At 67.3% G+C, this 25,817-nt stretch carries 23 protein-coding genes; 12 read left to right on the top strand and 11 right to left on the bottom strand.

Translation table 11 applies throughout. From position 1 onward, the window contains the following. The first annotated feature begins 277 nt into the window (after positions 1-277). From ACFULV_RS04095 to ACFULV_RS04085, 3 genes are all read left to right on the top strand, one after another. Positions 278-2,065 (top strand): peroxidase family protein, encoded by a 1,788-nt coding sequence (locus tag ACFULV_RS04095; RefSeq protein WP_378652907.1) that lies wholly within the window; start codon positions 278-280, stop codon positions 2,063-2,065. Further along, positions 2,062-3,156: a catalase family protein gene (locus ACFULV_RS04090; protein WP_378652904.1), complete on the top strand. Its 1,095-nt coding sequence runs from the start codon at positions 2,062-2,064 to the stop codon at positions 3,154-3,156. Before ACFULV_RS04095 ends, ACFULV_RS04090 begins: the two co-directional genes overlap by 4 nt. A 119-nt stretch (positions 3,157-3,275) precedes the next feature. Then, the gene (locus ACFULV_RS04085; protein ID WP_378652903.1) at positions 3,276-5,858 is read left to right on the top strand and encodes a LuxR C-terminal-related transcriptional regulator; all 2,583 of its coding nucleotides are present in this window, start codon (positions 3,276-3,278) and stop codon (positions 5,856-5,858) included. Positions 5,859-5,882: 24 nt separating this feature from the next. On the opposite strand, the gene ACFULV_RS04080 is transcribed toward ACFULV_RS04085, so the two are convergent. The 6 genes from ACFULV_RS04080 to ACFULV_RS04055 all read right to left on the bottom strand — a co-directional run bounded on the left by ACFULV_RS04080 (position 5,883) and on the right by ACFULV_RS04055 (position 12,152). Next, complete coding sequence (locus ACFULV_RS04080) at positions 5,883-6,197, bottom strand: hypothetical protein (protein WP_378628876.1); 315 nt, start codon at positions 6,195-6,197, stop codon at positions 5,883-5,885. Positions 6,198-6,358: 161 nt separating this feature from the next. Then, positions 6,359-7,153, bottom strand: a complete 795-nt coding sequence (locus ACFULV_RS04075; protein WP_378652901.1) for a SigB/SigF/SigG family RNA polymerase sigma factor — start codon at positions 7,151-7,153, stop codon at positions 6,359-6,361. 50 nt (positions 7,154-7,203) lie between these two features. Continuing rightward, positions 7,204-7,404, bottom strand: coding sequence for a hypothetical protein (locus tag ACFULV_RS04070; RefSeq protein ID WP_378628880.1), 201 nt, complete (start codon positions 7,402-7,404; stop codon positions 7,204-7,206). 109 nt (positions 7,405-7,513) lie between these two features. After that, entirely contained in the window at positions 7,514-9,982 is a 2,469-nt protein-coding gene (gene pepN / locus ACFULV_RS04065) for an aminopeptidase N (protein WP_378652897.1), read from the bottom strand. Between the two features lie 52 nt (positions 9,983-10,034). Continuing rightward, the gene (glmS, locus tag ACFULV_RS04060) at positions 10,035-11,867 is read right to left on the bottom strand and encodes a glutamine--fructose-6-phosphate transaminase (isomerizing) (protein WP_378652895.1); all 1,833 of its coding nucleotides are present in this window, start codon (positions 11,865-11,867) and stop codon (positions 10,035-10,037) included. A gap of 15 nt (positions 11,868-11,882) precedes the next feature. Further along, a complete protein-coding gene (locus ACFULV_RS04055; RefSeq protein WP_378652893.1) occupies positions 11,883-12,152 on the bottom strand; it encodes a hypothetical protein in 270 nt (89 codons plus the stop codon). Positions 12,153-12,394: 242 nt separating this feature from the next. Between ACFULV_RS04055 and ACFULV_RS04050 the strand changes: the two genes are divergently transcribed. Next, positions 12,395-13,900, top strand: a complete 1,506-nt coding sequence (locus ACFULV_RS04050) for a hypothetical protein (RefSeq protein WP_378652890.1) — start codon at positions 12,395-12,397, stop codon at positions 13,898-13,900. Between the two features lie 21 nt (positions 13,901-13,921). Here ACFULV_RS04050 and ACFULV_RS04045 read toward each other — a convergent pair whose 3' ends face one another. Then, entirely contained in the window at positions 13,922-14,446 is a 525-nt protein-coding gene (locus tag ACFULV_RS04045) for a TerD family protein (protein ID WP_378652888.1), read from the bottom strand. Positions 14,447-14,622: 176 nt separating this feature from the next. Between ACFULV_RS04045 and ACFULV_RS04040 the strand changes: the two genes are divergently transcribed. From ACFULV_RS04040 to ACFULV_RS04005, 8 genes are all read left to right on the top strand, one after another. After that, entirely contained in the window at positions 14,623-15,381 is a 759-nt protein-coding gene (locus ACFULV_RS04040) for a spermidine synthase (protein ID WP_378652885.1), read from the top strand. 152 nt (positions 15,382-15,533) lie between these two features. Beyond that, entirely contained in the window at positions 15,534-16,079 is a 546-nt protein-coding gene (locus ACFULV_RS04035) for a hypothetical protein (protein WP_378628896.1), read from the top strand. Between the two features lie 109 nt (positions 16,080-16,188). After that, positions 16,189-17,121: a TauD/TfdA dioxygenase family protein gene (locus ACFULV_RS04030; protein ID WP_378652882.1), complete on the top strand. Its 933-nt coding sequence runs from the start codon at positions 16,189-16,191 to the stop codon at positions 17,119-17,121. Between the two features lie 133 nt (positions 17,122-17,254). Continuing rightward, positions 17,255-17,896, top strand: coding sequence for an ABC transporter permease (locus ACFULV_RS04025; RefSeq protein ID WP_378628901.1), 642 nt, complete (start codon positions 17,255-17,257; stop codon positions 17,894-17,896). Further along, entirely contained in the window at positions 17,896-19,176 is a 1,281-nt protein-coding gene (locus ACFULV_RS04020; protein WP_378652879.1) for an ATP-binding cassette domain-containing protein, read from the top strand. The genes ACFULV_RS04025 and ACFULV_RS04020 overlap by 1 nt, the downstream gene beginning before the upstream one ends. Next, positions 19,173-19,910, top strand: a complete 738-nt coding sequence (locus tag ACFULV_RS04015) for an ABC transporter permease (RefSeq protein ID WP_378628907.1) — start codon at positions 19,173-19,175, stop codon at positions 19,908-19,910. The genes ACFULV_RS04020 and ACFULV_RS04015 overlap by 4 nt, the downstream gene beginning before the upstream one ends. Continuing rightward, positions 19,907-20,878, top strand: coding sequence for a glycine betaine ABC transporter substrate-binding protein (locus tag ACFULV_RS04010; RefSeq protein ID WP_378652876.1), 972 nt, complete (start codon positions 19,907-19,909; stop codon positions 20,876-20,878). Before ACFULV_RS04015 ends, ACFULV_RS04010 begins: the two co-directional genes overlap by 4 nt. Positions 20,879-20,971: 93 nt before the next feature. Beyond that, positions 20,972-21,673 carry a GNAT family N-acetyltransferase gene (locus ACFULV_RS04005; protein ID WP_378652873.1) on the top strand — a complete coding sequence of 234 codons (702 nt, stop codon included), beginning with the start codon at positions 20,972-20,974 and terminating at the stop codon, positions 21,671-21,673. A 68-nt stretch (positions 21,674-21,741) separates the two neighbouring features. On the opposite strand, the gene ACFULV_RS04000 is transcribed toward ACFULV_RS04005, so the two are convergent. From ACFULV_RS04000 to ACFULV_RS03985, 4 genes are all read right to left on the bottom strand, one after another. Further along, positions 21,742-22,014, bottom strand: a complete 273-nt coding sequence (locus tag ACFULV_RS04000; protein ID WP_378652870.1) for a hypothetical protein — start codon at positions 22,012-22,014, stop codon at positions 21,742-21,744. Between the two features lie 337 nt (positions 22,015-22,351). After that, positions 22,352-23,374, bottom strand: coding sequence for a cytochrome d ubiquinol oxidase subunit II (gene cydB, locus ACFULV_RS03995; RefSeq protein WP_378652868.1), 1,023 nt, complete (start codon positions 23,372-23,374; stop codon positions 22,352-22,354). A gap of 9 nt (positions 23,375-23,383) precedes the next feature. Continuing rightward, entirely contained in the window at positions 23,384-24,877 is a 1,494-nt protein-coding gene (locus tag ACFULV_RS03990) for a cytochrome ubiquinol oxidase subunit I (protein WP_378653406.1), read from the bottom strand. Between the two features lie 162 nt (positions 24,878-25,039). After that, positions 25,040-25,783: a uracil-DNA glycosylase gene (locus tag ACFULV_RS03985; protein ID WP_378652865.1), complete on the bottom strand. Its 744-nt coding sequence runs from the start codon at positions 25,781-25,783 to the stop codon at positions 25,040-25,042. Positions 25,784-25,817 lie beyond the last annotated feature (34 nt).

Raw genomic sequence — 25,817 nt, 5'->3', positions numbered from 1 at the left:
CGCTGTGACGGGTGCTGCCCGCGGTGCGCGGGCTCCCTGGAAGCCAGATTCGCCCATCGACGGGCCACGGCGCGCGCGTAGTGCGCTACCCGATCAGGTCGTGCGTCCGGGTCGAGCGACGACGATCGACGACAGCGGCGCCGGATCCGCGCCACGGTGCCCGCGTGCGCGTGCCCGCGCGTAGTGGACTACTCGTGACAGGCCTGACCAGGTGCCGGAGACTGGATTCGATCGGTCCGGTAGGCGGGGAGCACGCGCCATTCCGTGGAGGTTCTCGATGGTCGACGCACAGCAGCAATCACTGGTCACTCGCGCATTGGTCACCGCCGCGGAGGCGCTCGACCGGCGTGTCGGCTGGTTCCGGTTACCGACCCCGTTGGGGTTGGCCGTGCTGGTCGGCCTGCGCAGCAGACTGCGGGCGCGCAACCTCTTCGACACGGGCCCGCACCCGGCCGGACCGCTGCCCCCGGACGACACCGGCGAACACCGCAACGCGCGCACCGTCGAGGGCACCTACAACAGCCCCGACGACCCGCGCGCGGGTTCGATCGGTTGCCGATTCGGCCGCAATGTCCCACTCGATCGCACCTACCCCGAGGATCCCGCGCGGATCATGGAACCCAACCCGCGCACGATCAGCAGGCAGCTGCTCACGCGCGACCGATTCCAGCCGGCCACCACCCTGAATCTGCTGGCGGCGGCCTGGATCCAGTTCGAGGTGCACGACTGGTTCGTGCACGACCCCGCCGAACAGGACCCCTTCGTCGTCACCCTGGACGACGACGATCAGTGGCCGCACCCCCCGATGACGATCCCACGCACCGTGACAGTGCCCGCCCCCGATGCGGGCGCCGCGCCGACCTACGTCACCGGGGAGACCCACTGGTGGGATGCCTCTCAGATCTACGGCAAGACAGCGGAATTCGCCGCTTCGCTGCGCTCGGGCAAACACGGCCAGCTCGTGATCGACGAACTCGGGCTCCCGCCGCTGGACGCCGAGCGGCTGGTGGCACTCGACCCCTCGGCGGCCAACGCCTGGGTGGGCCTGGCCCTGCTGCACTCGCTGTTCCTGCGCGAACACAACGCGATCTGTGCCCGCCTGACCCGGCGCTACCCCGACATGAACGACCAGCAGCTCTACGACACCGCCCGGCTGGTCAACTCCGCGTTGATCGCGAAGATCCACACCGTCGACTGGACACCGGCCGTGATCGCCCATCCCACCACCGTCGCGGCCATGCGCGCGAACTGGTTCGGCGTGCTGGGAGAGCGGGTTTCGCGGCGCTTCGGCCACTTCATCGGCAACGAAGTGCTGTGCGGCATACCGGGTTCCGCGCGCGACGACAGCGGAGTGCCGTACTCGCTCACCGAGGAGTTCGTCTCGGTCTACCGCATGCATCCGCTGATCCCCGACGCGCTCGTCGTCCGCAGCCTCGCCGACGACACCGTGCTGGCCGAGCACCCGCTGCCCGAACTCGGCGTCACCCACATCCGCGAACGGCTCGCCGAGACGGCGATGGACACGCTGCTCTACTCCTTCGGCCGAGCCAATCCCGGCGCGTTGACGCTGCACAACTACCCCGTCCACCTCCAACAGCTCGAGCGTCCGGGTCAACCGCTGCTCGATCTCGCGACCGTCGACATCCTGCGGGTCCGCGAGCGAGGTGTGCCGCGCTACAACGAGTTCCGGCGGCACCTGCGCCTACCGCCGGTCACCTCGTTCGACGAACTCACCGATGATCCGCGGTGGGCGCGCGAACTCGAACAGGTCTACGGCGACGTGGACGATGTCGACCTCATGATCGGCCTCTACGCCGAGCCCAAGCCGCCCGGTTTCGGCTTCAGCGACACCGCCTTTCGCGTGTTCGTGCTGATGGCGTCGCGGCGCCTGTCGGCGGACCGGTTCTTCACCACCGACTTCCGGCCCGAGGTCTACACCGAGGCGGGCTTGGCCTGGGTGCGTGACAACACGATGCGCAGCGTGCTGCTGCGCCATTTCCCGACCCTCGCGCCCGCGCTGGAGGGCGTCGCGAATCCGTTCGCCCCGTGGAGGAGCCCTCGATGAGCTATGTGAGCTACCGCGAGGACCTGGAACAACCGAGGCCCGACGAAGAACAGATCATCGACAAGATCATCGCGGTCCTGCGCGACAACAATGAACGCGCCTACCGCAAGTACAAGCGTGGATTGCGCGACGCTCATGCCAAGAGTCACGGCATCCTGCGCGGCGAACTGACGGTGCCCGCGGGCCTGCCGCCCGAACTGGCCCAGGGCATGTTCGCCACCCCGGGCACCTATCCGGTGATCGCGCGGTTGTCGAGCACCTCCGGGGTGATCCGCAGCGATCAGCTCCGCGGCGTCCGCGGACTCGGGATCAAGGTGCTCGGAGTACACGGGCCGCGCGCGCTGCCCGACGACGAGGCGAGCACGCAGGACTTCATCATGGTCACCCACCGCGAGTTCCTCTTCGCCGACGCGCACGCCTACCTCACCAAGGGGATGCCGACCGCGTGGGTGCTGGCCCGGCTGCCCGACGCCGCCCTGCGCGCGGGCAGCGACATCGTCGCCGCGCTGAACACGCACGTGCTGCGCCGGATCGGGCGCAGCGTGCCACCGAATCTCGGTGTCTTCGTCGCACCCAACACCCACATCCTCGGCGAGACCTTCTACTCCTCGGCGCCACTGCGCTACGGCGACTATGTGGCCAAGCTGCTCTACGTGCCGGTGTCGCCGGAAGTCGTTGCGCTGCAGGGTCAACCGGTCGACCCCGACGCGGGAGTCAACGCGCATCAGGACCTGATCGTCGACTTCTTCGCCGCGCACAGCGCCACCTACGAACTGCGCGCGCAACTGTGCACCGACACCGCCACCATGCCGATCGAGGACGCGACTGTGCCATGGCCCGAAGGCGACTCACCGCACCGCACTGTGGCGACCATCCGCTTCGACGTGCAGGATCCGTACACCCCGCAGCGGCGTGCCTACGGTGACGACGTGCTCTCGTTCAACTCCTGGCGTGGTCTGGACGCGCACCGACCGCTCGGCTCGATCAACCGGCTCAAGAAGCGCGTGTACGAGGCCTCGAGCAACTACCGCCACGACGTCAACAACGCGCCGCGGCTCGAGCCCCGTGACGCCACCGAGCTCCCGCCGTGACCATCGCGGCACCCACCCATCCGCCGCGCGCGCCCGCCGCGCCGGTCCACCCGCGCGTCGGCCGTGTCGCCGGGCCGATTCGTTGTGACGGGGCCGGACGGGAACTACACTTTCCATGTATGGGCGGACTCTGGCAGCTGCTCGATCGTCCCGCCGAATATGACGCCGTCCGTAAGGCTTTGACGAACCGCGACACCGGTGGCGTGATCCTCGTCGGTGCCGCGGGCGTCGGCAAGACCACCCTGGCCCGGATGGTCACCGCTGCGCTGTCCGAGCAGGTGCGCTGGGTGGCCTGTACCGCGTCGTCACAAGCCATTCCACTCGGTGCGTTCGCGCCCTGGATCGCCGCGTCGGTCTCGCGCGATCCGCTCGCGCTGCTGCATTCGGCCCGGGAGAACGTGCTCGCCCAGCCCGATACGGTGATCGGCGTCGACGACGCGCACCTGCTCGACATCCTCTCCGCCACGCTGGTGCACCAGATCGCCGTCGACCGCGGGGCCCGCATCATCGCCACCGTGCGCACCGGGGAACCGCTGCCCGACGCGGTCACCTCACTGTGGAAGGACGGATACCTCGAGCGAATCGAGTTGGCGCCGTTCACCAAAACCCAGTGCACCGAACTCGTCGAAACCGTGCTCGGCGGGACGCTGGAGGGGCTGAGCGCCGATGTGATGTGGGAGTCCTCGGGCGGCAACCCGCTGTTCCTGCGCAACATGGTCGAGGGTGGCGTCGAGGCGAGCACTCTGACCGACGTCAACGGCGTCTGGCAGTTACGCGGGCCCACCGCGGTGCCCTCGGGTCTGGTCGAGTTGCTCGGCGAGCGATTGAGCAGGGTGGGGGCGCCTGTGCTCGACGTGCTGGAGACGCTGGCTGTGCACGAGCCGCTCGACGTCGACATCCTCAGCGAGCTCGTCGGCGCCGACGCCGTGGACGCCGCCGAGGTCACCGGCCTGATCCGGGTCACGAGCCACAACGGGGTCGTCGATGTCCGGTTCAGTCATCCCCTGCTCGGTGAGGTGGTGCGCTGCCGTCTCGGCACGGCCGCCGCGCGCACCCGGCGCGGACGCCTCGTCGAGACGCTGCAGGACCGTGACCTGAGCACACCGGCCCACCGTATCCGCTTGGCGCGCCTGTGCGTGGACAGCGATCGGCCGATCGATATCGTCTTGCTGATCGACGCGGCCAAGGACGCGGTGTCGCTGGCCAATCTGCCGCTGGGCGAACGGCTCGCGCGCGCCGCGTGCGAGCGTGGCGGTGGGCTGCGCGCGGCCGAACTGCTCTCCCGCGCGCTGCTGTGGCAGGGCAGGCCCCAGCATGCCGACGAGATCCTGGCCCGGTTCGATCCCGACCGCCTCGATCCGCTGCAGCTGGTGCAGTGGGGTGTGGTGCGCGCCAGCTTGCGGTTCTGGTCGCTGGGCGATGTCGATCACGCCCGCGACCTGGTCGAAATGCTGCGCACCCGCGTCGAGTATCCCGCTCTTCGCCTGACGGTCGATGCCGCCGCGGCGGCGATGGCGGTCCACGAAAACCACCTCGACGAGGGAATCGAGGCTGCCGAGCGGGTGATCGCCGATCCGAACTCACCCCGCCAGGCCGTCGATTTCGCCGCGTTCGCCCTGGGTCTGGCGATGCCGGTGGCCGGTCGCGGCGCCGACTTCGCGCCGATCGCGGCCTGCGGCCGGGCGCAGCAGAAGTCCACCGACGGGATCATCCGGGTGATGGTCCGCTACGGCGACGTTCTCGCCCTGACCACCATCGGGGACCTCGACCTCGCCGAGCAGCGCGCGATCGAATACCGCGAGTTCTCCTCGGCAGGGCAGTTCGTCGGCTGGGCGATCGCGCGCATCGCCGACGGTGTCGTCGCCACCTATCGTGGGCGGTTCCGCGAAGCGATCACCGCCTTCGAACAGGCGCTGGCGGCGCTCAACGCCGAGAACTCGCTGCCGTGGAAGCTGCCGGCGCGGCTGCTGCTCGCCCGGGCCTACGCGGCGCTGGGCGAGGTCGAACAGGCCGAGCGGGTGCTCGGCGACGCCGAGGAGCACAGCGGGCCCCACATGGCCCTGCACGAACCGCAGCGCATCATCGCGCGCGCCTGGCTGGCCGCTGCCCAACACAGCGCGCACGCGGCGGTCGACCTGGCCCGCAAGGCCGCCGACCTGGCGCACAGCGCCGGTCAGTACGCCATGGAAGCCGAAGCGCTGCATCATGCCGCCCGGTTCGGCGATCGCACCCTCGCCCCCCGGCTCACGACCGTCGCCGGTCGTGTCCAGGGCCCGGTGGCGGCGATCTACGCCCGCCACGCCGCTGCCCTCGGCGCAGCCGACCCTCGCGCGCTCGCCGCGGTCAGTCGCGAGTTCGAGTCCGCGGGGCTCCTGCTGTCGGCAGCCGATGCCGAAGCGCAGACGGTGCCGATCTACGACCATGCCGGACAGCGCAGGCCCAGCGCCCAGGCGGCCGCCCGCACGACGGCCCTGGCCGCGCGCTGCGACGGCGCGGGCACTCCCGCTATCACCGCGGCAGCGCGCCCTCTGCCGATCACCGAACGCGAACGCGAGATCGCTGCCCTCATCGGCCGTGGCTTGTCCAACCGCGCGATCGCCGAACGGCTCTGTGTCTCGGTCCGCACGGTCGAAGGCCATATCTACCGGGCCTGTATCAAGCTCGACGCCACCGACCGCGACCAGCTCGCCGAACTCATCTGAGGCGGCATCCGGTCGCGCGTGCGCTCATCGGCTCGGCTCCGGCAACTGGCATTCGGAGACCTTCGGGTTCATACCGAGGTAGTTGAGCGGGCCCGCGAGCACCGTGAGGCCGATCGTGCCCAGATCGCCGCAATTGGCCGGGGTATTGGTGAAGTAGTCCCGCTGCATCGCCGCCGCTAGCCCGGCCCCGAACCAGACCAGCATCAGCACCGACAGCAAGAATTTCGCGGTTTGATGGGCCGGACTGGCCCGGATCTCCCGCACTTCGCGAATCTCTCGGTCCCGTCGATTCCGTCGACCGCGCATCGTCATCGCACCCTTCCCGCCGGCGAGCACCACACTGACACACCATGTGAACAGCGCCGACCCGGTGGACGCCGCCACGACACGCGCGAGATTCTGCTTTATCAACTGTGCAGCCCGGTAGCCGCAGAGTCAATGGACGGTATCGGTCGAAGCCTGCACCGCCTCGTCTCGGCACGGTGCAGGCGGGCCGAAGATCAGGCGACGGCTACCGGTTGGTCGTCGGCGGCCTTGGCACGCAGATCACCCAGCAGCCTGGTGAGCTTGCGGGAGACACTCATCTGCGACACCCCGAGGCGTTCGGCGATTTCGCCTTGGGAGAGCGTGTCGTAGAACCGCCAGACCAGCAATTGCCGGTCCTGCGGCGACAGTTGCGCCAGCAGCGGCGCGACGGTGATCGTGTCTTCGGTGAGACGGTAGCTCGGATCTACGTCGCCGAACGTCTCGGCGACGGTCATGCCGGGATCGCCGTCGTTGTCGCGGGCGGGAGTGTCGAGGCTGCGGGTCTGGAAAGCGTTGGCCGCCACGAGGGTGCGGGCGATGTCGGTGACCGGCACGTCGAGCTCGGCGGCGAGTTCGTGGGCGGTGGGGGAGCGCTGGAGCCGACGGCTCATCTCCTCGGTCGCTTCCCTGACCTTGCCCTGGAGTTCCTTCTCGCGACGGGGAACGTGCAGTGGCCAGATGTGATCGCGGAAATGCCTGCGCACCTCACCCATGATGGTCGGCACCGCGAAGCCGAGGAACGGTGAACCGGTGGTCACGTCGTAGCGGTCGACCGCCATGACCATGCCGAGCCGCGCGGTCTGGAGCAGGTCGTCGAAGATCTCGCCACGGCCGGCGTACTTGCGAGCGATGTGCTCGGCGAGCGGTAGACAGACCTCGATGATCCGGTCGCGCAGGGCGTCGTGTTCGGGGCTGCGGGGATCGGTCAGCGCCCAGCGCGCGAAGAGGGGTTCGGCGTGTTCGTAGGTGCGGTCGGTGGTCTTGGACATGCGGATCAGCTCCTGGCCTTCGAATGCGCTCCGGATCTGCGGAGATGAACCTAAAGTGCGTGCAGGTCCAGCATTCGGAACGTCATCATCATTCCCGCGCCGAGGCCGACGGCGCCGAAGATCGCGGCGGGCAGCGATCCGGTGAGTGCGGCCAGGCCGAAGAGGAAGAACACGCAGGTGGCCAACATGATGGTGGTGCTGGTCAGATCCATGCTCGGCGTACTCGTTGTCCGATTACGTGAGTTGGTCATAGATCAAGGGTTCACCAACGCGTCGGTTATTAAACCGTTATTGGTCGACTGGGGTTGACAGAACGACCTTTCGGATTTAGATGTTTAACCCGACGTGAAATGGGAAATATCAGTTCACGTCGCGCACGCGCAGATCCCGGGCGAGGTGGTCACGCTGTTCGACGACCAACCGACGCAACGAACTCGGTGCGTCGGCATTCCCGGCCAGCCACCGGTCGACCCCGTCGAGGGAGTCGGCGGCGGGAAAGAGCCCGACCACGATGCGCCGGGCGATCTCGATGCTCCGCTGATCCCATACCGTGCGCAGTGCCGCGAAGTAGTCGACGTCGTAGCGCGCGATCAGGTCGCGGTGGCGGCCGGCGCGGAACCCGTCGATGGTGGCGTCGAGGTGGTCGTTGGTCAGGGTGGTGTCGCTCAGCGCTGAATTCCATGCCGCGGCTTTGACGTCTGTTCGCGGGCGGGCCGCGAGTGCGCGCAGGTGAGCGGTTCGCCCCGATGCGGTGTCGTCGCGTTCCCCCTCGGCGTCCAGGTCGGCGACCGTCGCCGCATCGGTGGCGGCCAGCGCCGTCCACAGCGCCCAGCGCAGATCGGGATCCAGGGCCAGACCGTCCGGTGACCGGTCGAGCAGGATCGCCCGGATGTCGGTGGCACGGCGCCCGTCGACGGTGGCGGCGGCCGCCACCGCGCGCGCCCACGCCAGCTGCGCGCCGGAGCCCGGTGCCGACGAATGCAGTGTGGCCCAGCAGGATTCGAGCCACTCACCGCGCCACCGATCCCGCGCCGGATCGGGCAGATAATGCCCGATGGTGAAGGACGCGTTCGCCAGGACGGCGGTGAGCAGCGCCATGTTCGTTTCGGCGGGCGCGAAATCACGAGCCATCGACAGGTAGCGTTCGGCGTGGAGTTCGCCGTCGCGGGTGGCGTTCCACAGCGCCGACCAGATCAGTCCGCGCGCCAGCGGGTCGGTGACCCGATTCAGTGAACTCTCCACGGTGGCGAGCGAATCCACGTCGAGACGAACCTTCGCGTAGGTGAGATCACCGTCGTTGAGCAGACGCAGTGCAGCGGGTGCGAGAGTCACCGGTGTGCGAGCGTCGACGAGGTCGAGTTCCACGCGCTCGCGAATCACCAAGTCACCCTCGGCATCGAAGTCGTAGAGCCCGACAGCGAGCCGGTGCGGGCGCGGATCGGTTTGCACGATCGCACCGCTGTCGAAGGTCAGGGTGGACACCCCGGTCGTTTGCAACCAGGCCCGCGCCCAGCCCGCCAGATCGCGGCCGGAATCCGCCGACAATTCGGCCAGCAGGTCGTCGAGAGTCGTGTTGCCGAATGCGTGCGTGCGGAAATACCGGCGTACACCCGAGAAGAACTCCTCCCGGCCGACATAGGCGACCAGCTGTTTGAGCACGCTCGCGCCCTTGGCATAGGTGATGCCGTCGAAATTGAGTTTGGCGGCCTCGAGGTCGGTGATATCGGCGACGATCGGGTGCGTGGTCGGCAGCTGATCCTGCAGATACGCCCAGGCCTTGCGGCGGTTCGCGAACGCCACCCAGGCGTCGGTCCACTCGGTGGCCTCCGAGCTCGCGAGCGCGCCCATGTAGTCGGCGAAGGATTCCTTGAGCCACAGGTCGTCCCACCACACCATCGTGACCAGATCGCCGAACCACATGTGGGCCATCTCGTGCAGGATCGTGTTGGCCCTGCCCTCGTACTGCGCGGCGGTGGCCGCGCCACGGAACACGTAGGCCTCGGTGAACGTGACCAGCCCGGGGTTCTCCATCGCACCCAGGTTGTATTCGGGGACGAACACCTGGTCGTACTTGCCCCACGGGTACGGGTAGTCGAAGTTCTCGGCGAAGAAGTCCAGACCCTGCTTCGTCACCTCGAAGATCGTGTCGGCGTCCAGGTATCGGGCCAGCGAAGCGCGGCAATAGATCCCGAGCGGGATCGTGAGTTGACCTCGCGTCCACGACGATTCGACGCGATGGTACGGGCCGGCCGCGACGGCGGTGATATACGTCGAGATCGGCAAGGTGGGGGAGAACTCGACGTTCTGGAGCACGCCGTTGTCCTGGATGGCCGCGAACGGCCGATTCGAGATCACCTGCCACCCGGCCGGTGCGGTCACCGCGAATGTGAACGGCGCCTTCATATCCGGCTGTTCGAAGCAGGCGAAGACCCTCCGCGCATCCGCCGGCTCGTACTGGGTGTAGAGGTAGGTCTGGTTGTCGACCGGATCGAGGAACCGATGCAAGCCCTCGCCCGAACGGCTGTAGGCACCGGTGGCCCGAACCAGGACCACGTTCGTTTCGGATAATCCCCCGACCACGAGCCGGGCACCGTCGTACTCGACCGCGACCGCCACGCCGTTGACGGTCACCGATTCCACGGACAGACCGATGAAGTCGAGCCACGTCTGCTCGGCGGTGGCATCGAACTCGACGGTGGTCGTCGTCGCGAAACCGTCCCGGGACTGATCCGGGGCCGCCGACAGATCGAGTTCGACGCGATAGGCGCGCACGGTGATCGCCGCCGATCGCGCGGCGGTCTCGGAGCGGGTCAGGTTCGCGGTAGTCACGCCACGATCCTGCCAGCCGCCCCGCCGCCGTGCCTCGCGCTCGACGCGACCGCTACTCCACGGTGACGCTTTTCGCGAGGTTGCGCGGCTTGTCGACGTCGCGGCCGAGCGCGATGGCCGTGTGATAGGCGAGCAGCTGCAGCGGAATCGTGAGCAGCATCGGGTCCAATTCCGGTGCGACGCGCGGGACCCGGATCACTTCGTCGGCAGCGTTCGGCGGCAGGTCCGCGTTCGTGACGGCGATCACGGGTCCGCCGCGTGCCTTGATCTGTTCGATGGTGCTGAGGTTCTTGGCCAGCAGTTCGTCGTCGGGGACGATCACCACGCTGGGCATCTCCTGGTCGATCAGCGCGAGCGGGCCGTGTTTGAGCTCGGAGGCCTGGTAGGCCTCGGCGTGTACGTAGGAGACCTCCTTCAGCTTCTGCGCGCCTTCGCGGGCGACCGGCCACGCCCGCACCCGGCCGATGAAGAACATGCTGCGGGCCTTGGCGTAGCGGTGCGCGATCTCGGCGATCGCGTCTTCGTCGGTGAGGACCTGGTCGATGGCGGCGGGCAGGGCGCGCAGGCCGTCGACGATGCGATGGCCGTCGGCGGCCGACAGGTCGCGAACCCGGCCGAGCAGCAGGGCCAGCATCGTGAACGACACGGTCATATTGGTCAATGCCTTGGTCGAGGCAACCGAGATCTCCGGGCCCGCGTGCAGGAACACTCCTGCCCCGCACTGGCGAGCGATCGCGCTGCCCACCGCGTTGACGGCGCCGATCACACGACCGCCCTTGCGCTGTAGCTCCTGCACCGCGGCGAGGGTGTCGAGGGTTTCGCCGGATTGACTGATCGCGACATAGAGCGCGTCGGGATCGACGACCGGATTGCGGTAGCGGAACTCCGAGGCCGGTTCCGCGGTGGCCGGAATACGGGCGAGTTCCTCGATCAGCTGGGCACCGAGCTGGCCCGCGTAGTAGGCCGAACCGCAACCGAGGAAGACGACCTTGCTGATACTGCGCAGTTCGCGAGCGTCCATGTTCAACCCGCCGAGGTGGGCGGTGGCGAAGCGGTCGTCGAGGCGCCCACGCAGCGCTCGGCGGACGGCCTCACCCTGTTCGGCGATCTCCTTGCGCATGAAGTCGGGGAATCCGCCGAGTGCGTAGTCCTCAGCCACCATGTCGATGGTGGTCGGGGTCTTGTCGGTCTGTTCGGGCTCGACTCCCAGTGTGCTGGTGCGGAATTCGCTGTCGCGGATGGTCGCGAGCTCGCCGTCGTCGAGGAACACCACCCGCTGGGTGTGGTGGACGAGGGCAGCGACATCGGAGGCCACGAACATCTCGCCGTCGCCGACGCCGAGCACGATGGGGCTGCCGTTGCGGGCGACCACCAGCTCGGTCGGGCGGCGCGCGTCGAGCACCAGCAGACCGTAGGTGCCTCGGATCCGGTGCAGCGCGACGCGAACGGCGTCTTCGAGGGACTCGGCTTCCTCGAGCTCACGTGCGACCAGGTGGGCGATCACTTCGGTGTCGGTGTCGGAGACGAGATCGATGCCGAGCGCGGTCAGCTCGGCCCGCAGCTGCTCGGCGTTCTCGACGATGCCGTTGTGCACCACGGCGATACGGCCGCCGGCGTCGGTGTGCGGGTGGGCGTTGGCATCACTGGGCTCGCCGTGGGTGGCCCAGCGGGTGTGCGCGATGCCGACGGTGCCGCGCAGGGCAGTGGTGTCGGCCTTGTCGCGCAGGTCCTGCACCCTGCCCCGGGTCTTGCACACGCGCGCCTTGCCGCGATGCGGCAGTGCCAATCCGGCCGAATCGTAGCCGCGATATTCGAGCCGGTGCAGACCCTCCAGCAGCACGGGAACGGCTTGCCGGTGACCGATGTATCCGACGATTCCACACATGGCGTGATGAACCCCTTACCCGTAGACGATGCGACGAAGTTGCCGTTCGGTGAATGACGGTGCCGCGACCGGGCGCTCGCCGAGTTCGACCTCGAGGCGTCGCCAGATCTCGGCATTGCGCATCTCCCGAGCTTGCAGCTCGGCGTGCCTGCGCCGGACGAACTGCTCGGCCGTCTCGTCGAAGTAGCCGACGATGTCGGCGACGACCCGGGCGGCCACGCGTTCGGGTAGGCCGGTGGACGCCACTACGTAGCGGACCAACTCGGTGGGTACCCCGTCATTCACTCGCACGATCATGCCTGCCCCGACCGGGTTCGCCAACATCCCTGCCCGAATTCGGGCAGATTGTGTCGCGACAGTGCCTCAGGGGGACGCGTCATGGGTGTAGTCGGTCCGGCCGCTGCGCGCGGAGTTCATGCCGTTATCGCCTTGTGAGGTGTGAGCCGCGACTTGCGAACAATTTGCTGGAAGGGTGTCGAGTACACGGAATACTGCGCATCCGAGTGGAGGTTGTGGTGAGGCGACGAATGGGCGACGCATTCAGTGACCGGCTCTATTTCGCGGGCCCCGCGTCGGCATCGGATGAAGCAGGGGGCAGGCCCGAATATGTCGTCGACGCGGCAATCGTGACGATCGCGGAAGAGATCGTGCGGACGGGTTTCGATACCGAGGATATCGTGCACCAGCGGCTGCGCAGGTTCTGTGCGCATGCGAAAGCCGAAGGGGCGATGGTGAATTGCCTCCTCGGGGCCGCAACAGCGGTGGAAGACGGTGGGGTGGTGCCCTTTGTCGGCCGGGTCGTCGGCAGGCTCGGGCACGCGGAGTTGTTGTTCGATCTCGCTCTGGGCGAATCGGGTTTCGATCCGTTCGACGGCAACCCGGTGGTGAATTCGGTCGGGCAGGGCGCGATGACGGAGCTGGATTTCGAATTCGTCATCGCTCAGGTGAGTGAGCTGGTCGATAGCTTGCTGCTACCCAATTACCTGGCACTGCTCGAATGGCGTGACCTCACCGGGGAGGCGCCGCGATCGCGTCAGCCGGAGCAGTCGGCCGCGTTGCTGTACGAACTGAACGAACGGCTCGCGCCGGTCCTCGGTGACATGCCCCTGGCCTGGCTGTTGCTGCACTACGCGGAGTTCGGCGTCGCACCGCTGGCGGACTCGATCCATCGCGCGCTGCTGCGCACCAACGCCGCCGACGCCGTGTCCGCCGCGCGTACCGCCGCGGCGGCACTCACCGCGATGTCGTTCGTGTCCTCCTCGGCCCGGCTGGGTGATCTTCCGGTGGTGTCACGCCGTCCACGGCATCAGCCGACGCTGGTCACCGCCAACCACGTCATGGCGGACCTGGTCTGCGCGCTGTCGCGATGCGACACCGCGAACGGCTGGCAGGCCGACGCGAAACTGTTGCGGGCCGCCGACGCGCAGACGGTCGGCTGGCTGCTGGTCGAGGACCGCCGCCATCGACGCGAAACCCGCAGCAGCCGAGGCGATCTCATGGCCTCGGCGATCGGGCTCGAGATCATGCTCGGCGTCGATCACACGTCCGGTTCGTCCCCGACGACGGCGCAGGCGCCGGGGGCGACCGCGATCACCGCCGACCTGCTCCGCGTCCTGCGACTGCCCTGGGACCAGATCCCGGAGTCGGCCCGCTACAGTCCGAGTCATCTGGACGGTGCCCTGCGTTTGGCCTGTTGCGCGATGGAGGCCATGGCCCCGGGCGTCGAGTCCATCTCCGATATCCTGCGCCGCGCGGCCGATCGGGCGATCCCCGCGCTGAGCGCCCGCCCGGAACCACCGATCTACCTGCAGGGCGCACTGGCCCTGCTCGAGTCCTGGCATCGTGGCGGCGCGCCCGGGGCTCGCTCCTTGCTCGAGGTGACCGAACCGATCGCCCCCGTGGTTTTCACCACGCTGTTGCTGCTGGGCGCGGCACTACTCGAAATGCTGGCCGAGGAGTTCGACGCGGACGTGACGCACGTACTCGACGCACTCGAGACACGTCTGCGAGCCCGCGACCGTCTGGCGGAGTGACGACGGGGTGGGCCGTCGCTCTCAGTGAAGGTAGGCGGTGAGTTGGGGGACGGCGTCGACCACGTGCTGGGCGATGATCGGTTGGCCGATCATTGTGAAGGCCCACTCCTGGTGGGGGCGGTGCAGTTTGCCGACGACGATGCCGGTGTGGGCGCCGACGCTGTGGAGATCGATGCGGATCAATTCGATACCGGTGACATTGTCGACGATGCGACAGAAGCCGTTGGCGATCTGGTCGAATCGCTGGCCGGTGTAGCAGGTCACCAGGAACACGATCGTGGTGACGGCGGGATCGAGGCAGGCCAGGTCGACCACGATCACCTCGTTGTCGCCGTCCCCGTCGCCGGTGACGCTGTCCCCGAGATGGCGCAGCGCGCCGTCGCGCGAGGTGAGCTGCTCGTGGAACACGACGTCGACAAAATTCTCGCCGGCGAACGACAATGCCGCGGCGTTGAGATCGATGTCCTTGCGGCGGGGGTGCATTCCGTTGGCGTGGGCCGGGTCCCAGCCCAGGCCCATGCTGAGGTGGGTGATTGCGAGCGTCATGCGTACTCCTGGCCGATAGAACCCGCCCGACCGAGCACGAGCAGGGTTGCCGACCAGACTTCCCGACTCGTCGACCCATAAACATGGCGTAAAGATCACGCCCAGCACAAATCTGGCGACGTTCTGTGCGCGTCGTCCGGCCGGGTTGTGGCCGCCACGGGACTACCGTGACGGCGATGAGCGCACGCTTCGAAGAACTCGGCTGGCGGCAGACCCCGATCGGCGAGATCAGTCTGCGTCGCCGCTTCGATCCGACGGTGCGGGCCGATGTCTACGAGGTGAAGCTCGGTGACGAGTACCTGATGTCGAGCTTGTTCACCGTCGCCGAACGTGAGCTGTCGCGGCTGGGATTGGGGCGCACGCCCGGCGACCGGCTGGAGGTGCTCGTCGGTGGACTCGGCTTGGGATACACCGCGCGAGAAGCATTGCTGGACCCTCGAATTCACGCGCTCACGGTGATCGAGTACTCCGACGCCGTCATCGATTGGCATCGACGTGAGCTGCTGCCCGACACCGCCGGGCTGGCTGCCGACCCTCGGGTCGAGCTCGTCTGCGCGGACTTCTTCGCCGCGGCGGCGGGGCCGGTGGGATTCGATCCGGCACGCCCGGGACGTGTGTACGACGCGCTGCTGCTCGATATCGACCATTCACCGCGCCATGTCCTGCACGGGTCGAATGCCGAGTTCTACACCCGTGAGGGCCTGCGCGCGGTCGCGCGACACCTGGTCGACGGCGGCACCTTCGCGATGTGGTCCGACGACGCGCCAGATGACGAGTTCTGCGAAATTCTGGAATCGGCCTTCGTCGAGGTGGAGGCTCGGCCGATCCAGTTCGACAACCCGCTGACCCGCGGGCGTTCCGGCGCGACGATCTACCTCGCCACCAGGTCCCACCGCGCTCGGAGCACAGACCGCGACCAGGCATTATGTGACTAGGAACAACAATGCGGCGAAGTGATTGCCGTCGGCGTCGCTGAGGTTGATCGTAAGTGTCTGGGAGTAGTTGTCCCACACACCGAACCTCCGGCGATCGCGTCATGACGGGCCGGTTCGGGATCGAGCTTTTCGGATTCGACATCGGAGTCAGGATGAACAGCTTGCTCGAAAACCATCGCGGATGGGTAGCCGACATCTTCACGGATGGGTTGTACGGACGCAGTGACGCCCCGAGCCCCCGCGCGACGGTCGCCAACGACGCCCGGCCGCTGGCCCCCGAAGACAGCCACCCGCGCCGACCGGAGGAGGTGATCGGGTGGCGGGCACTGTGCTCCTGCGACGGGTGGCACGGACGAACCTGGCTACGCACCGAGCTGTCCGCCGACCACGCCCCCTCCGCGCGGGTGCTGCATTGCTCCACCGGACGGCTCGACGCCGACCTCGCCCGCCTGGTCCTGGCCGAATGGGACTATCACCAGCTCGAGATGCAGGCGCTGATTCCGGTGCGGCTGGCGTTCGAGGACACGGCGTCGGCACAGCGGCGGCTCGTCGAGGCTGTCCGCTTCGTGCGCGCATCGGGGGCGTCCTGGGAAGCGGTCGCCCGGGTGATCAGCGCGCCGTCGGCGGAAGCGGCCGAATCGCGATTCAGTACTTGGACATCCCAGGGGCACAGCGCGGCGGAATTGCGCATACCGTAATACCGGCCGATTCGGCGATTCCGCTCAGCCTGAATTCAATGATGGTCGCGGCGCGTTCCTGGTGGTTTCGTGTGACGAGATCGTCCAGGTTCGACTGAGAGGCCTCCGCATGTCCGTCCATGACGCAGCTGTACCCGGGAGCGCGGTGCGGGTGGTCAAGCTCGGCGCCCACATCGGCGCTCAGGTCGACGGGGTTCGGCTCGGTGGTGACCTGGACGCGCGATCGGTGGCCACCATCCGCGCCGCGCTCAACGAGCACAAGGTGATCTTCTTCCGGGGCCAGCACCATCTGACCGAGGACGGGCAGTACGAGTTCGCGCAGTTGCTCGGCAACCCGACCACCCCGCACCCGACGGTCACCTCCGCCGGTGCGAAGAGCCTGGCTATCGACTCGCACCAGACGCGGTCCAACATCTGGCACACCGATGTCACCTTCGTCGATCGTGTCCCGCGGGCCTCCATCCTGCGTGCGGTCGCCCTGCCCAGCTACGGCGGTTCGACCACCTGGGCTTCGACCGTGGCCGCCTACAACTCGCTGCCGGAGCCACTCAAGCGTCTCGCCGAGAGCCTGCGCGCGCGGCATTCGAACCGCTACGACTACGCCGCCGAGATCCAGGACCGACCCGCCGACACCGACCGCGACTACCGTCGCGAGTTCGAGTCCACCTATTTCGAGACCGAGCACCCCGTGGTGGAGGTGCACCCCGAGACCGGTGAGCGCGCCCTGCTGCTCGGCTGCTTCGTCAAGGAGCTGGTCGGGGTGTCGAGCAGCGAGTCGCGGGCACTGTTCCGGCTGTTCCAGGACCGGATCACCCGCCTCGAGCACACCACCCGCTGGAACTGGTCGCTGGGCGACGTCGCGATCTGGGACAACCGGGCCACCCAGCACTACGCCATCGACGACTACGACGGCAGCGAGCACCGCAGGCTCACCCGCATCACACTGGGCGGGCCGGTCCCCGTCGGGATCGACGGCACCGCGAGCACGGTGATCGCCGGCGACGCCGAGCCGTACACCGCTGCGCTCGAGCGTGCGGCATAACCATCATCGACCGCCACCACCTCGCGCGCGTCCCCGGGCGAACACCCGGTATCGACTATTCTTCGACGGCACATTCGACCGTTGATCACGCGCGAACAGGTACCCACAGGCCCAGTCCGACGATGGGAATGCCGTGAATTTGTGGAGCTATGTCCAGGACCGAGGCGAGGTGCTGACCTTCCTCACCTATCAGCATGCGTCGCTGGCCTTTCAGACCGTGCTGGTCGGCACCGTCGTCGCGATCCTCATCGCCGTGGCGGTGTATCGGTTGCCGCTGGCGTCGGCGTTGACCCTCACCTCGAGCCGGGTCGCGTTGACGATCCCCTCGCTGGCGCTGCTGGCATTGCTGCTGGTCCCGTTCGGCCTCGGTGTGGTGCCGTCGTTCATCATGCTGGCGTTCTTCGCGGCCCTGCCGGTGATCGGTAACGCGATCGTCGGGCTGCGATCGGTGCCGGCCACGGTCGTGGAATCCGCGCGCGGCATCGGACTTTCGCGGTGGCGGATCCTGCTCACCGTCGAGCTGCCGATCGCCTGGCCGGTGATCCTCACCGGGATCAGGGTCTCGACCCAGATGATCGTCGGTGTCGCCGCGATCGTGGCCTACGTCCTCGGGCCCGGTCTCGGCTCGTTGATCTTCAACGGTCTGTCGCGCCTCGGCGGCGCCAACGCGCTCGAAATGGCGCTCACCGGAACCATTCTCATCGTTGCCATCGCGTTGGTCTTCGACGCGCTCCTCGTCCTGCTCGGACGCCTCACGATTGCCAAGGGACTGTGATGACCGATGTGACCAGCCAGCCCGCGCCGACCGCGCCCCAGCGCAACGTGACCGGCGATGCCATCACCTTGGACGGGGTCGTCAAGCGGTACAAGGGCCAGGACACCCCCGCGGTCGAACGCCTGGACCTCGAGATCGACGCCGGCAATATCGTCGCCTTCGTCGGACCGTCGGGCTGCGGTAAGACCACCACGCTCAAGATGATCAACCGGCTGATCGAGCCGACCGAGGGCCGGATATTCATCGGCGGACGTGACGTGACCCGCGAAGATCCCGACAAGCTGCGGCAGTCGATCGGCTACGTCATCCAGTCCGGTGGGCTGTTCCCGCACTGGTCGGTCGCCAAGAACATCGGCGCGATCCCGCGGGTGCTCGGCTGGGACAAGAAGCGAATCGCCGAGCGCACCGAATACCTCCTGGATCTGGTCGGTCTCGACCCCGCGACTTTCGCCGACCGTCTCCCCAAGGACATGTCCGGCGGCCAGCAACAGCGTGTCGGCGTCGCCCGCGCGCTCGCGGCCGACCCGCCGGTGCTGCTGATGGACGAACCGTTCGGCGCGGTCGACCCGATCACCAGGGTTCGCCTGCAGGACAGTCTGATCGCGATCCAGCACGAACTCGGCAAGACCATCGTGATCGTCACCCACGACTTCGAGGAAGCCACCAAACTCGGTGACAAGGTGCTCATCCTGTCCGAGGGCGGACACGTCGAGCAGTACGCGACACCCGAGGAGATTCTCACCGACCCGGCGACGCCGTTCGTCGAGGAGTTCGTCGGATCGGGCGCGAAACTGGCCTATCTCACGGTGTCTCGGGTCCGCGACGTGGAGGTCGACCCGGTGACCACCGCCAGGATCGGCGAATCCTCGCAGGTCGTGATCGGGCGGGCGAAAGCCGCGGGACACACCTGGGTGGTGGTCGTGGACGACGCGGGGCGGCCGCGGTCGTGGCCCTCGCTGACGGAAGTGGCGAGCAAGCCGGAGGTTTCGGACTACCTCGATCGCCGACTGCCCGTGGTCGCGCAGTCCTCGACCCTCAACGACGCGCTCGACGCCATGCTCGCCGCCAGTCAGGGCGCCACCCTGGTCACCGACGGTCGCGGCGCTGTCGTCGGCTCGCTGAACATCGGCTCGGTGACCGACGTGATCCAGACCAAGCTCGCCGAGGGGCACGCCGCTGTCGAGGACCCGTCCTACGAAACCTACGTCGACGGTTCCGATCCCACACCCACCCCTGTCGTCGCCGCCGACGACGAACCCGCATCGGCCGGACCGGCATGAACCGACTGCGCCGGGTCCCGATCGATGTGTGGTTCGAACCGCTCATCATCGTGGTGATCGGCATCGGATACGTGCTCTGGTATCGGTCGTCGACGTTCACCGCGACCGAACAGGCCTCGCTCGGCTGGGCGAACCTGCAGACCACGATCCTCGAGCACATCCGGCTCACGGTGGTCGCCACGCTGATCGTGGTGGTGGTCGCGATTCCCCTCGGCATCGCCTTGACCAGGCCTGCGTTGCAGCGGCTCGAGCCGGTCGCCGTCAACATCGCCAATATCGGTCAGGCGGCGCCCGCCGTCGGACTGCTCGTGCTGTTCACCTTCTGGCTCGGCACCGGATTCCGCACGGCGGTCGTCGGTCTCGTCGTCTACGCGATCCTGCCGATCCTGCAGAACACGATCGTCGGACTGCGGCAGGTGGATCACCGCACCATCGAGGCCGCCCGCGGTATCGGCTTCTCGGCCGGGCGGACGCTGGTTCAGGTCGAGTTGCCGCTGGCCGTGCCGGTGATCCTCAACGGCGTGCGCACCGCGCTGGTCATCCTGGTCGGCACCGCGACGCTGAGTACCTTCATCGGTGCGACCAGCCTGGGCACACTGATCACGACCGGTGTCACCCTGTTCCTGCCCAAGCTGCTCATCTCCGGTGCCGTGCTCGTCGGGTTGCTGGCGTTGACCATCGATTGGCTCGGCCGACTCGTCGAACTGGCCGCGACCCCACGAGGTGTCTCATGAGGCGAGTCCCGTTGATCTCCGCACTGGTCGCGACGCTGTCGTTGCTCGTCGGGTGTGGGCTGGTGAGCTCGTCGGGCACCTTCCACGACGCCAGTCTGCCCGGCGGCGAACGGCCCCTCGACGGCGCGAAACTGGTCGTCACCTCGAAGAGCTTCACCGAGGGCGTGCTGCTGGGCAAGATCACCGCGACCTACCTGGCCGCGGCGGGTGCCTCTGTCACCGATCTGACCGGCGCGCCGGGATCGGCGTCGTCGCGGCAGGCCCAGCTCAACGGCGACGCCGACGTGCTGTGGGAATACACCGGCACCGGCTGGGTCAACTACCACAACGAGACCGAGACGATCGTGGACCCGCAGGAGCTGTGGCAGCGCGTCCACGACGTCGAAAAGCGTGACTACAACCTGGAATGGCTGCCCCCGTCGAACTTCAACGACACCTATGCGTTCGGTGCGTCGATACCGACCGCGCAGCGACTCGGCGTGAAGTCGCTCTCGGACGTGGCCGCGCTGCCGGTCGCCGAACGAACCTTCTGTGTCGATGACGAATTCTTCAGTCGCTCGGATGGTTTCATTCCGATGCTGCAGAAATACGGCATCCCCTACAACGATCCCAACGGTGTGCCTGCGGGCAATGTCACCCGCATGGACGCCGGCGTCGTCTACACCGCGACCGCCAAAGACTCGCCCTGCCACTTCGGCATGGTCTACACCACCGACGGCCGGGTCAAGAACCTGAACCTGCTCGTCCTGGACGACGACAAGAAGTTCTTCCTGCCCTACAGCGGGACCGCGGTCGTCCGGGGCCCCGTCCTCGACGCCAACCCCGAACTGCGCGAACTCCTCGGCACGATCTCCGAACTGCTCACCGACGACTTGATGCGAGAACTCAACGGCCGCGTGGACATCGACGGAGAAGACCCCTCCGACGTCGCTTACGACTGGCTGAAAAGCGCGAACCTGATCGCTTAGCGGAGTAGCGGGCTGTCGCGGGCGATCCGGCGCCGGGGAAGGTGATCGGCGCCGGTCTATGATCCGGCTGTGCCTCAGGATGGTCTAGCCGACGTGACACGCTTCGATCCGGTGCCGGACCCGCGGCCGACCGATGAGGTGTGGCCGGAGCTGAAGTGGCCGGTTTCCCCGTCTGCCGAACTCGCCGGTGGGACAGTGCGGTTGAACCCGGTCGATCCGGCAGCCGATGCTGCCGAGTTGTTCGCGGTGCTCGATCACGATGTCGTGTGGGCCCACATTCCGTTTCGGCCGCGTGATCGACAGGAACTCGAAGTGTTCCTGCGGTCGTGGCACGCGACGCCGGAGAACTATCTGTGGATCGTCCGAACGCGCCAGGCCATCGCGGGCTACCCGGTCGGTGCGATCGTCGGGATGACCTCCTATCTCGAAACCCGAGCGCGGGACGCCCGGTTGGAGATCGGCGCCACCCTCTTCGCCCCGGGCGTGTGGGCGAGCGGGGTGAACCCGGAGGCCAAGCTGCTGCTCCTCGGCTATGCGTTCGACACGCTGGGTGCCGGTCGCGTCGAGCTCAAAACCGATGTTCGCAATCACCGTTCGCAACAGGCCATCGCGCGCCTCGGCGCCCGCTACGAAGGCACACTGCGCCGCTACACCCGGCGTGCCGACGGCACCATTCGCGACTCCGTGCTGTTCTCGATCACGGTGGAAGACTGGCCGGACGTCAGAGCGCGTCTTGCCGGCCGCCTTCGCGACCTCGGGCGTCCCGTGAACTCGTCCGCGGCACCCCTGCGCTGAAACGCGGTCGGCTACCGCTGCGCTGATACGCGTAGCGCCACGAGGGGTTCGCGTGTGCGTAGCCTGGATCAGTGGGAGTTGCGGAGGTCGGGTGCGAGCCCGCTCTGGGCTGGGATTTTGCGGGTCCGTCCGCTGCCGCGGCATCGGGTGCCGCGATGATCGGATACCGCGATGTGGGTGGCGCCGGGTTGGACTTGCGGGTTGCCGCGACGACGGCGGTCGCTGTGGTGATCGAGTTCGGGGGGCGGGAACTGCTTGTCGACGACGCGGATGGACGGCAGGCGCTGGGGGGTTTCGTCGTCGGACTTCCCTTGGCTGCCGCGCGCATTCGTAGCAGACAAGCCGAGTGCGTAGAGATTCGCTTGTCGCCGATCCGGGCGTATTCGCTGTTGGGTATCGCCGCCACGGCACGATCAGTCGCCCGGAAGTCGCGGCTGGCCCCGGTATTCGGTGGCCACCGGCCTGCTGGTCGCCACCACGTACGTCGCCTTCGCCTGCACTGCGAAATTGGTCGACGGGGGACCGGCGGGGCTCATCGAACGGGTGGGGATCATTGCCGGCGGCCTGTGGGTTGTCCTGCTGGCGAACCGCCTACTCAGCATGGCCTCACAATGCGCCGCGCGCGTCATGGCACCATCGGTGCCATGACGCGCGCGGCTGATGTTGTTGCCGGAAAGCCTATTTCGAGAGCGGCAGCCCGGTCGGTTCGGGAATCTGTTCGACGGTGAGTCGTTTGCGGAAGACCCAGTAGGTCCAGCCCTGGTAGATCAGGACCACCGGGGTGCACAGGACCGCTGCCCAGCTCATCACCTGGAGGGTGTAGTGGCTGGAGGAGGCGTTGTGGATGTTCAAATCGAACGCGGGGTCGATCGTTGAGGGCATCACGTTCGGGTAGAGCGAGCCGACCAGCAGGATGGTGGCCGCGGCGATCGTGACGGTGGTGCCGAGGAACGCCCAGCCGTCACGGGCCGCGCCGGTGGCCCCACCGGCGACGACCAGGCCGAGCACGGCCGCGCCGAGCGCGGCCCAGGTCCAGCCGGAGCCGTAGGCGAGCTGAGTCCACAGCCCGAACCCGCCGACGATCACCACCGTGGGTACGAACAGGATCCGCACGCAGACGCGGGCATCGTCGCGGACTTCACCACCGGTCTTGAGCGCGAGGAAGATCGCGCCGTGCAGGGCGAACAGGATGGCCGTGGTCGCCGCGCCGAGCAGCGCGTAGGGGCTGAGCAGATCCCACACCGAGCCGACGACCTGTCGCTTCTCATTCAGCGGTACCCCGCGCACGAGGTTGGCGAACACCCAGCCCCACGCCAGTGCCGGAATCCACGAGCCGATGCCGATGCCGATGTCGCACCAGGCCCGCCACTTCGGCGAGTTGATCTTCGATCGCCACTCGATCGCGCAGATTCGCAGGATCAACGCGACCAGCAACAACAGCAGGGCCAGATAGAACCCGGAGAACAAGCTCGCGTACCACTCGGGAAACGCCGCGAACATCGCACCGCCCGCGGTGATCAGCCAGACTTCGTTGCCGTCCCACACCGGGCCGATGGTGTTGAGCACGACGCGCCTGCGCACATCGGAACCCTTACCGAGGATCGGCATCAGCATGCCGACACCGAAGTCGAAGCCCTCGAGGATGAAGTAGCCGGTGAACAGCACGGCGACCAGCACGAACCAGAATTGCTGCAGACTCATCGTCGTCTCCTAGTACGCGAAGGACAGCGGCTCGACGGGTTCGGCGCGGTGCCTGCCGCCACCGCCGTCGTCATCGGGACCGAACTCGTCATCGGAAGCCGTCGGCCCTGGTTCGGGCCCGACCACGGTGTAGCGATGCATCAGGTAGTACCAGACCACCGCCAGCGCGCCGTAGAGCAGCGTGAAGACAGCGAGGGAGAAGATGACCGTCCCCGGTGCGTGATCGGAGACTCCTTGCGCCACCGTCATGCGAATGGTCGTGTCGCCGGTCAGGTTCGGCACCACCACCCACGGCTGACGTCCCATCTCGGTGAAGACCCAGCCCGCGCTGTTGGCCAGGAACGGGGTCGGGATGGCGATCAGACACAGCCAGGAGAACCAGCGCTTGCCGGGAACTCGGCCACCACGGGTCATCCAGAGCCCGGCGAGCAGCAAGAGCGCCGGTCCGGCCAGCAGGCCGATCATGCCGCGGAAGCCCCAGTAGGTGACGAAGAGGTTGGGCCGGTAGTTGCCGGGCCCGTAGTCCTCGACGTAGGACTTCTGCAGATCCTCCACGCCCTGCAAGGTGACGCCGGTGAACTTGCCCTCGGCCAGGAACGGCAGGACGTAGGGAACCTCCAGCAGATGCGTGACGCTGTCACAGTTGTTGTGCGTGCCGACGGTGAGGATCGAGAACTTCGGATCGGTCTCGGTGTGGCACAGCGATTCCGCCGACGCCATCTTCATCGGCTGCTGATCGAACATGATCTTGCCCTGGATATCGCCGGTGAGACCCACTACGACGATCGACGCGGCGATGACCCACATGCCCGCCCGCGCCACCGGTCGCCACATGGTCTTGGCTTCGTCGAGTTTCGTGGCATCACCACTGCGTACGTTGCGCACCATGAACCAGCCCGCGATGCCGACGACGAAGGTCGCCGCGGTCAAGAACGCGCCGGCGACCACATGCGGAAACGCCGCGAGGGTGGTGTTGTTGGTGAGCAGCGCCCAGATGCTGTCCAGCTCGGCGCGTCCGGTCTCGGGATTGTATTTCGCGCCGACCGGGTGCTGCATGAACGAGTTGGCGGCGACGATGAAGTAGGCCGACGCGTTGACACCGAACGCGACGATCCAGATCGTCGCGAGGTGAACGAGTTTGGGCAGGCGAGTCCAGCCGAATATCCACAATCCGAGGAATGTCGACTCCAGGAAGAAGGCGACCAGCGCCTCGAATGCCAGTGGTGCACCGAAGACGTCGCCGACGAATCGGGAGTACTCACTCCAGTTCATCCCGAATTGGAACTCCTGCACGATTCCGGTGGCGACACCGATGGCGAAGTTGATCAGGAACAGCTTTCCGAAGAACTTGGTGAGCCAGTACCAGTGTTCTTTTCCGGTGATCACCCACGCCGTTTGCATTCCCGCGACGAGCGGTGCCAGTCCGATGGTGAGCGGGACGAAGATGAAGTGGTAGACCGTGGTGATACCGAACTGCCATCTGGAGACATCCAGTGTGCTCATTGCCAGCGAACTCATCGTCGGATCTCCTGCCATCGCAGTGAACTGGTGCCGAACGGTGTCGAGGGGAATGGATGACTATCAATTAGATGTAGCGAATGTCTTTCGCCCGCAGGATTTCCGGGAGCACTGTTCGATCCTAGGTGACCAGGTCGCGAATTCCGGTCAGGACTCGGCGATCTTCTTCGCGTGCAGCAGGACGTGCTCGATCATCGCGGGAGTCACCCGACCGGTAGCGGTATTGCGCTGACTCACGTGGTAACTGCCGAGCACGGTGACCGATCGGCCGTCGGGATGGGTGATGACGACTTGTGCGCCGTGGGTGAAACGGGGACGTGGGCGTGGCACATTCCAGCCCCCTGTCAGCAGGACGGTAAAGAGAGCCTGCCAGCCGAAGGCGCCGAGAACGACGATCACCCGCAGCGTCGGGCGCAGCAGCTCCAATTCCCGGCTGAGGAAAGGCGCGCAGCGCTGCCGTTCTTCGGGCGTCGGTTTGTTCTCCGGCGGGGCGCAGTGCACCGGTGCGGTGAGCCGGGTATCGAGCAGTTCGATGCCGTCGTCGCGGCTGATCGGGTGCGCGCCGGTGGCCAGACCGACCGCGTGCAGTGCGCCGAACAGGACGTTGCCGCTCGGGTCGCCGGTGAACATGCGCCCGGTCCGGTTGCCGCCGTGGGCGGCGGGCGCGAGGCCGACTACGAGAATTCGCGCGTCGGCGGGACCGAAGCCCGGCACCGGCCGACCCCAATACTGTTCGTGGCGGAAGGCCGCGCGTTTGACGACGGCGACCTCCTCGCGCCAGGCGACGAGCCTGGGGCAGGCGCGACAGGTGGAAACCAGGCGGTCGAGCGCGGCGATATCGGGGGTGTGGGCTGCCGCGCTCGGGGCTGCTTCCGGATCCACGCCGGTCATCGGCACAGTCTAGTCGGCGGCCCTGATGCGGTTC

This window comes from Nocardia sp. NPDC057272, from assembly GCF_042668615.1.
In the GTDB taxonomy this organism is placed as follows: Bacteria; Actinomycetota; Actinomycetes; order Mycobacteriales; family Mycobacteriaceae; genus Nocardia.
Note: the sequence above shows the minus strand (reverse complement) of the source record. Positions and strands in the feature narration are given on the sequence as shown.

Coding starts and splice junctions, on each gene's coding strand:
- ACFULV_RS04085 (WP_378652903.1), top strand. CDS start 3,276: ATGGGCGGACTCTGGCAGCTGCTCGATCGTCCCGCCGAATATGACGCC.
- ACFULV_RS04020 (WP_378652879.1), top strand. CDS start 17,896: ATGACCGATGTGACCAGCCAGCCCGCGCCGACCGCGCCCCAGCGCAAC.
- ACFULV_RS03985 (WP_378652865.1), bottom strand. CDS start 25,783: ATGACCGGCGTGGATCCGGAAGCAGCCCCGAGCGCGGCAGCCCACACC.
- ACFULV_RS04090 (WP_378652904.1), top strand. CDS start 2,062: ATGAGCTATGTGAGCTACCGCGAGGACCTGGAACAACCGAGGCCCGAC.
- ACFULV_RS04075 (WP_378652901.1), bottom strand. CDS start 7,153: ATGTCCAAGACCACCGACCGCACCTACGAACACGCCGAACCCCTCTTC.
- ACFULV_RS04040 (WP_378652885.1), top strand. CDS start 14,623: ATGAGCGCACGCTTCGAAGAACTCGGCTGGCGGCAGACCCCGATCGGC.
- ACFULV_RS04010 (WP_378652876.1), top strand. CDS start 19,907: ATGAGGCGAGTCCCGTTGATCTCCGCACTGGTCGCGACGCTGTCGTTG.
- ACFULV_RS04030 (WP_378652882.1), top strand. CDS start 16,189: ATGTCCGTCCATGACGCAGCTGTACCCGGGAGCGCGGTGCGGGTGGTC.
- cydB (WP_378652868.1), bottom strand. CDS start 23,374: ATGAGTCTGCAGCAATTCTGGTTCGTGCTGGTCGCCGTGCTGTTCACC.
- ACFULV_RS04050 (WP_378652890.1), top strand. CDS start 12,395: ATGGGCGACGCATTCAGTGACCGGCTCTATTTCGCGGGCCCCGCGTCG.
- ACFULV_RS04070 (WP_378628880.1), bottom strand. CDS start 7,404: ATGACCAACTCACGTAATCGGACAACGAGTACGCCGAGCATGGATCTG.
- ACFULV_RS04015 (WP_378628907.1), top strand. CDS start 19,173: ATGAACCGACTGCGCCGGGTCCCGATCGATGTGTGGTTCGAACCGCTC.
- ACFULV_RS04045 (WP_378652888.1), bottom strand. CDS start 14,446: ATGACGCTCGCAATCACCCACCTCAGCATGGGCCTGGGCTGGGACCCG.
- ACFULV_RS04035 (WP_378628896.1), top strand. CDS start 15,534: ATGAACAGCTTGCTCGAAAACCATCGCGGATGGGTAGCCGACATCTTC.
- ACFULV_RS03990 (WP_378653406.1), bottom strand. CDS start 24,877: ATGAGCACACTGGATGTCTCCAGATGGCAGTTCGGTATCACCACGGTC.
- glmS (WP_378652895.1), bottom strand. CDS start 11,867: ATGTGTGGAATCGTCGGATACATCGGTCACCGGCAAGCCGTTCCCGTG.
- ACFULV_RS04095 (WP_378652907.1), top strand. CDS start 278: ATGGTCGACGCACAGCAGCAATCACTGGTCACTCGCGCATTGGTCACC.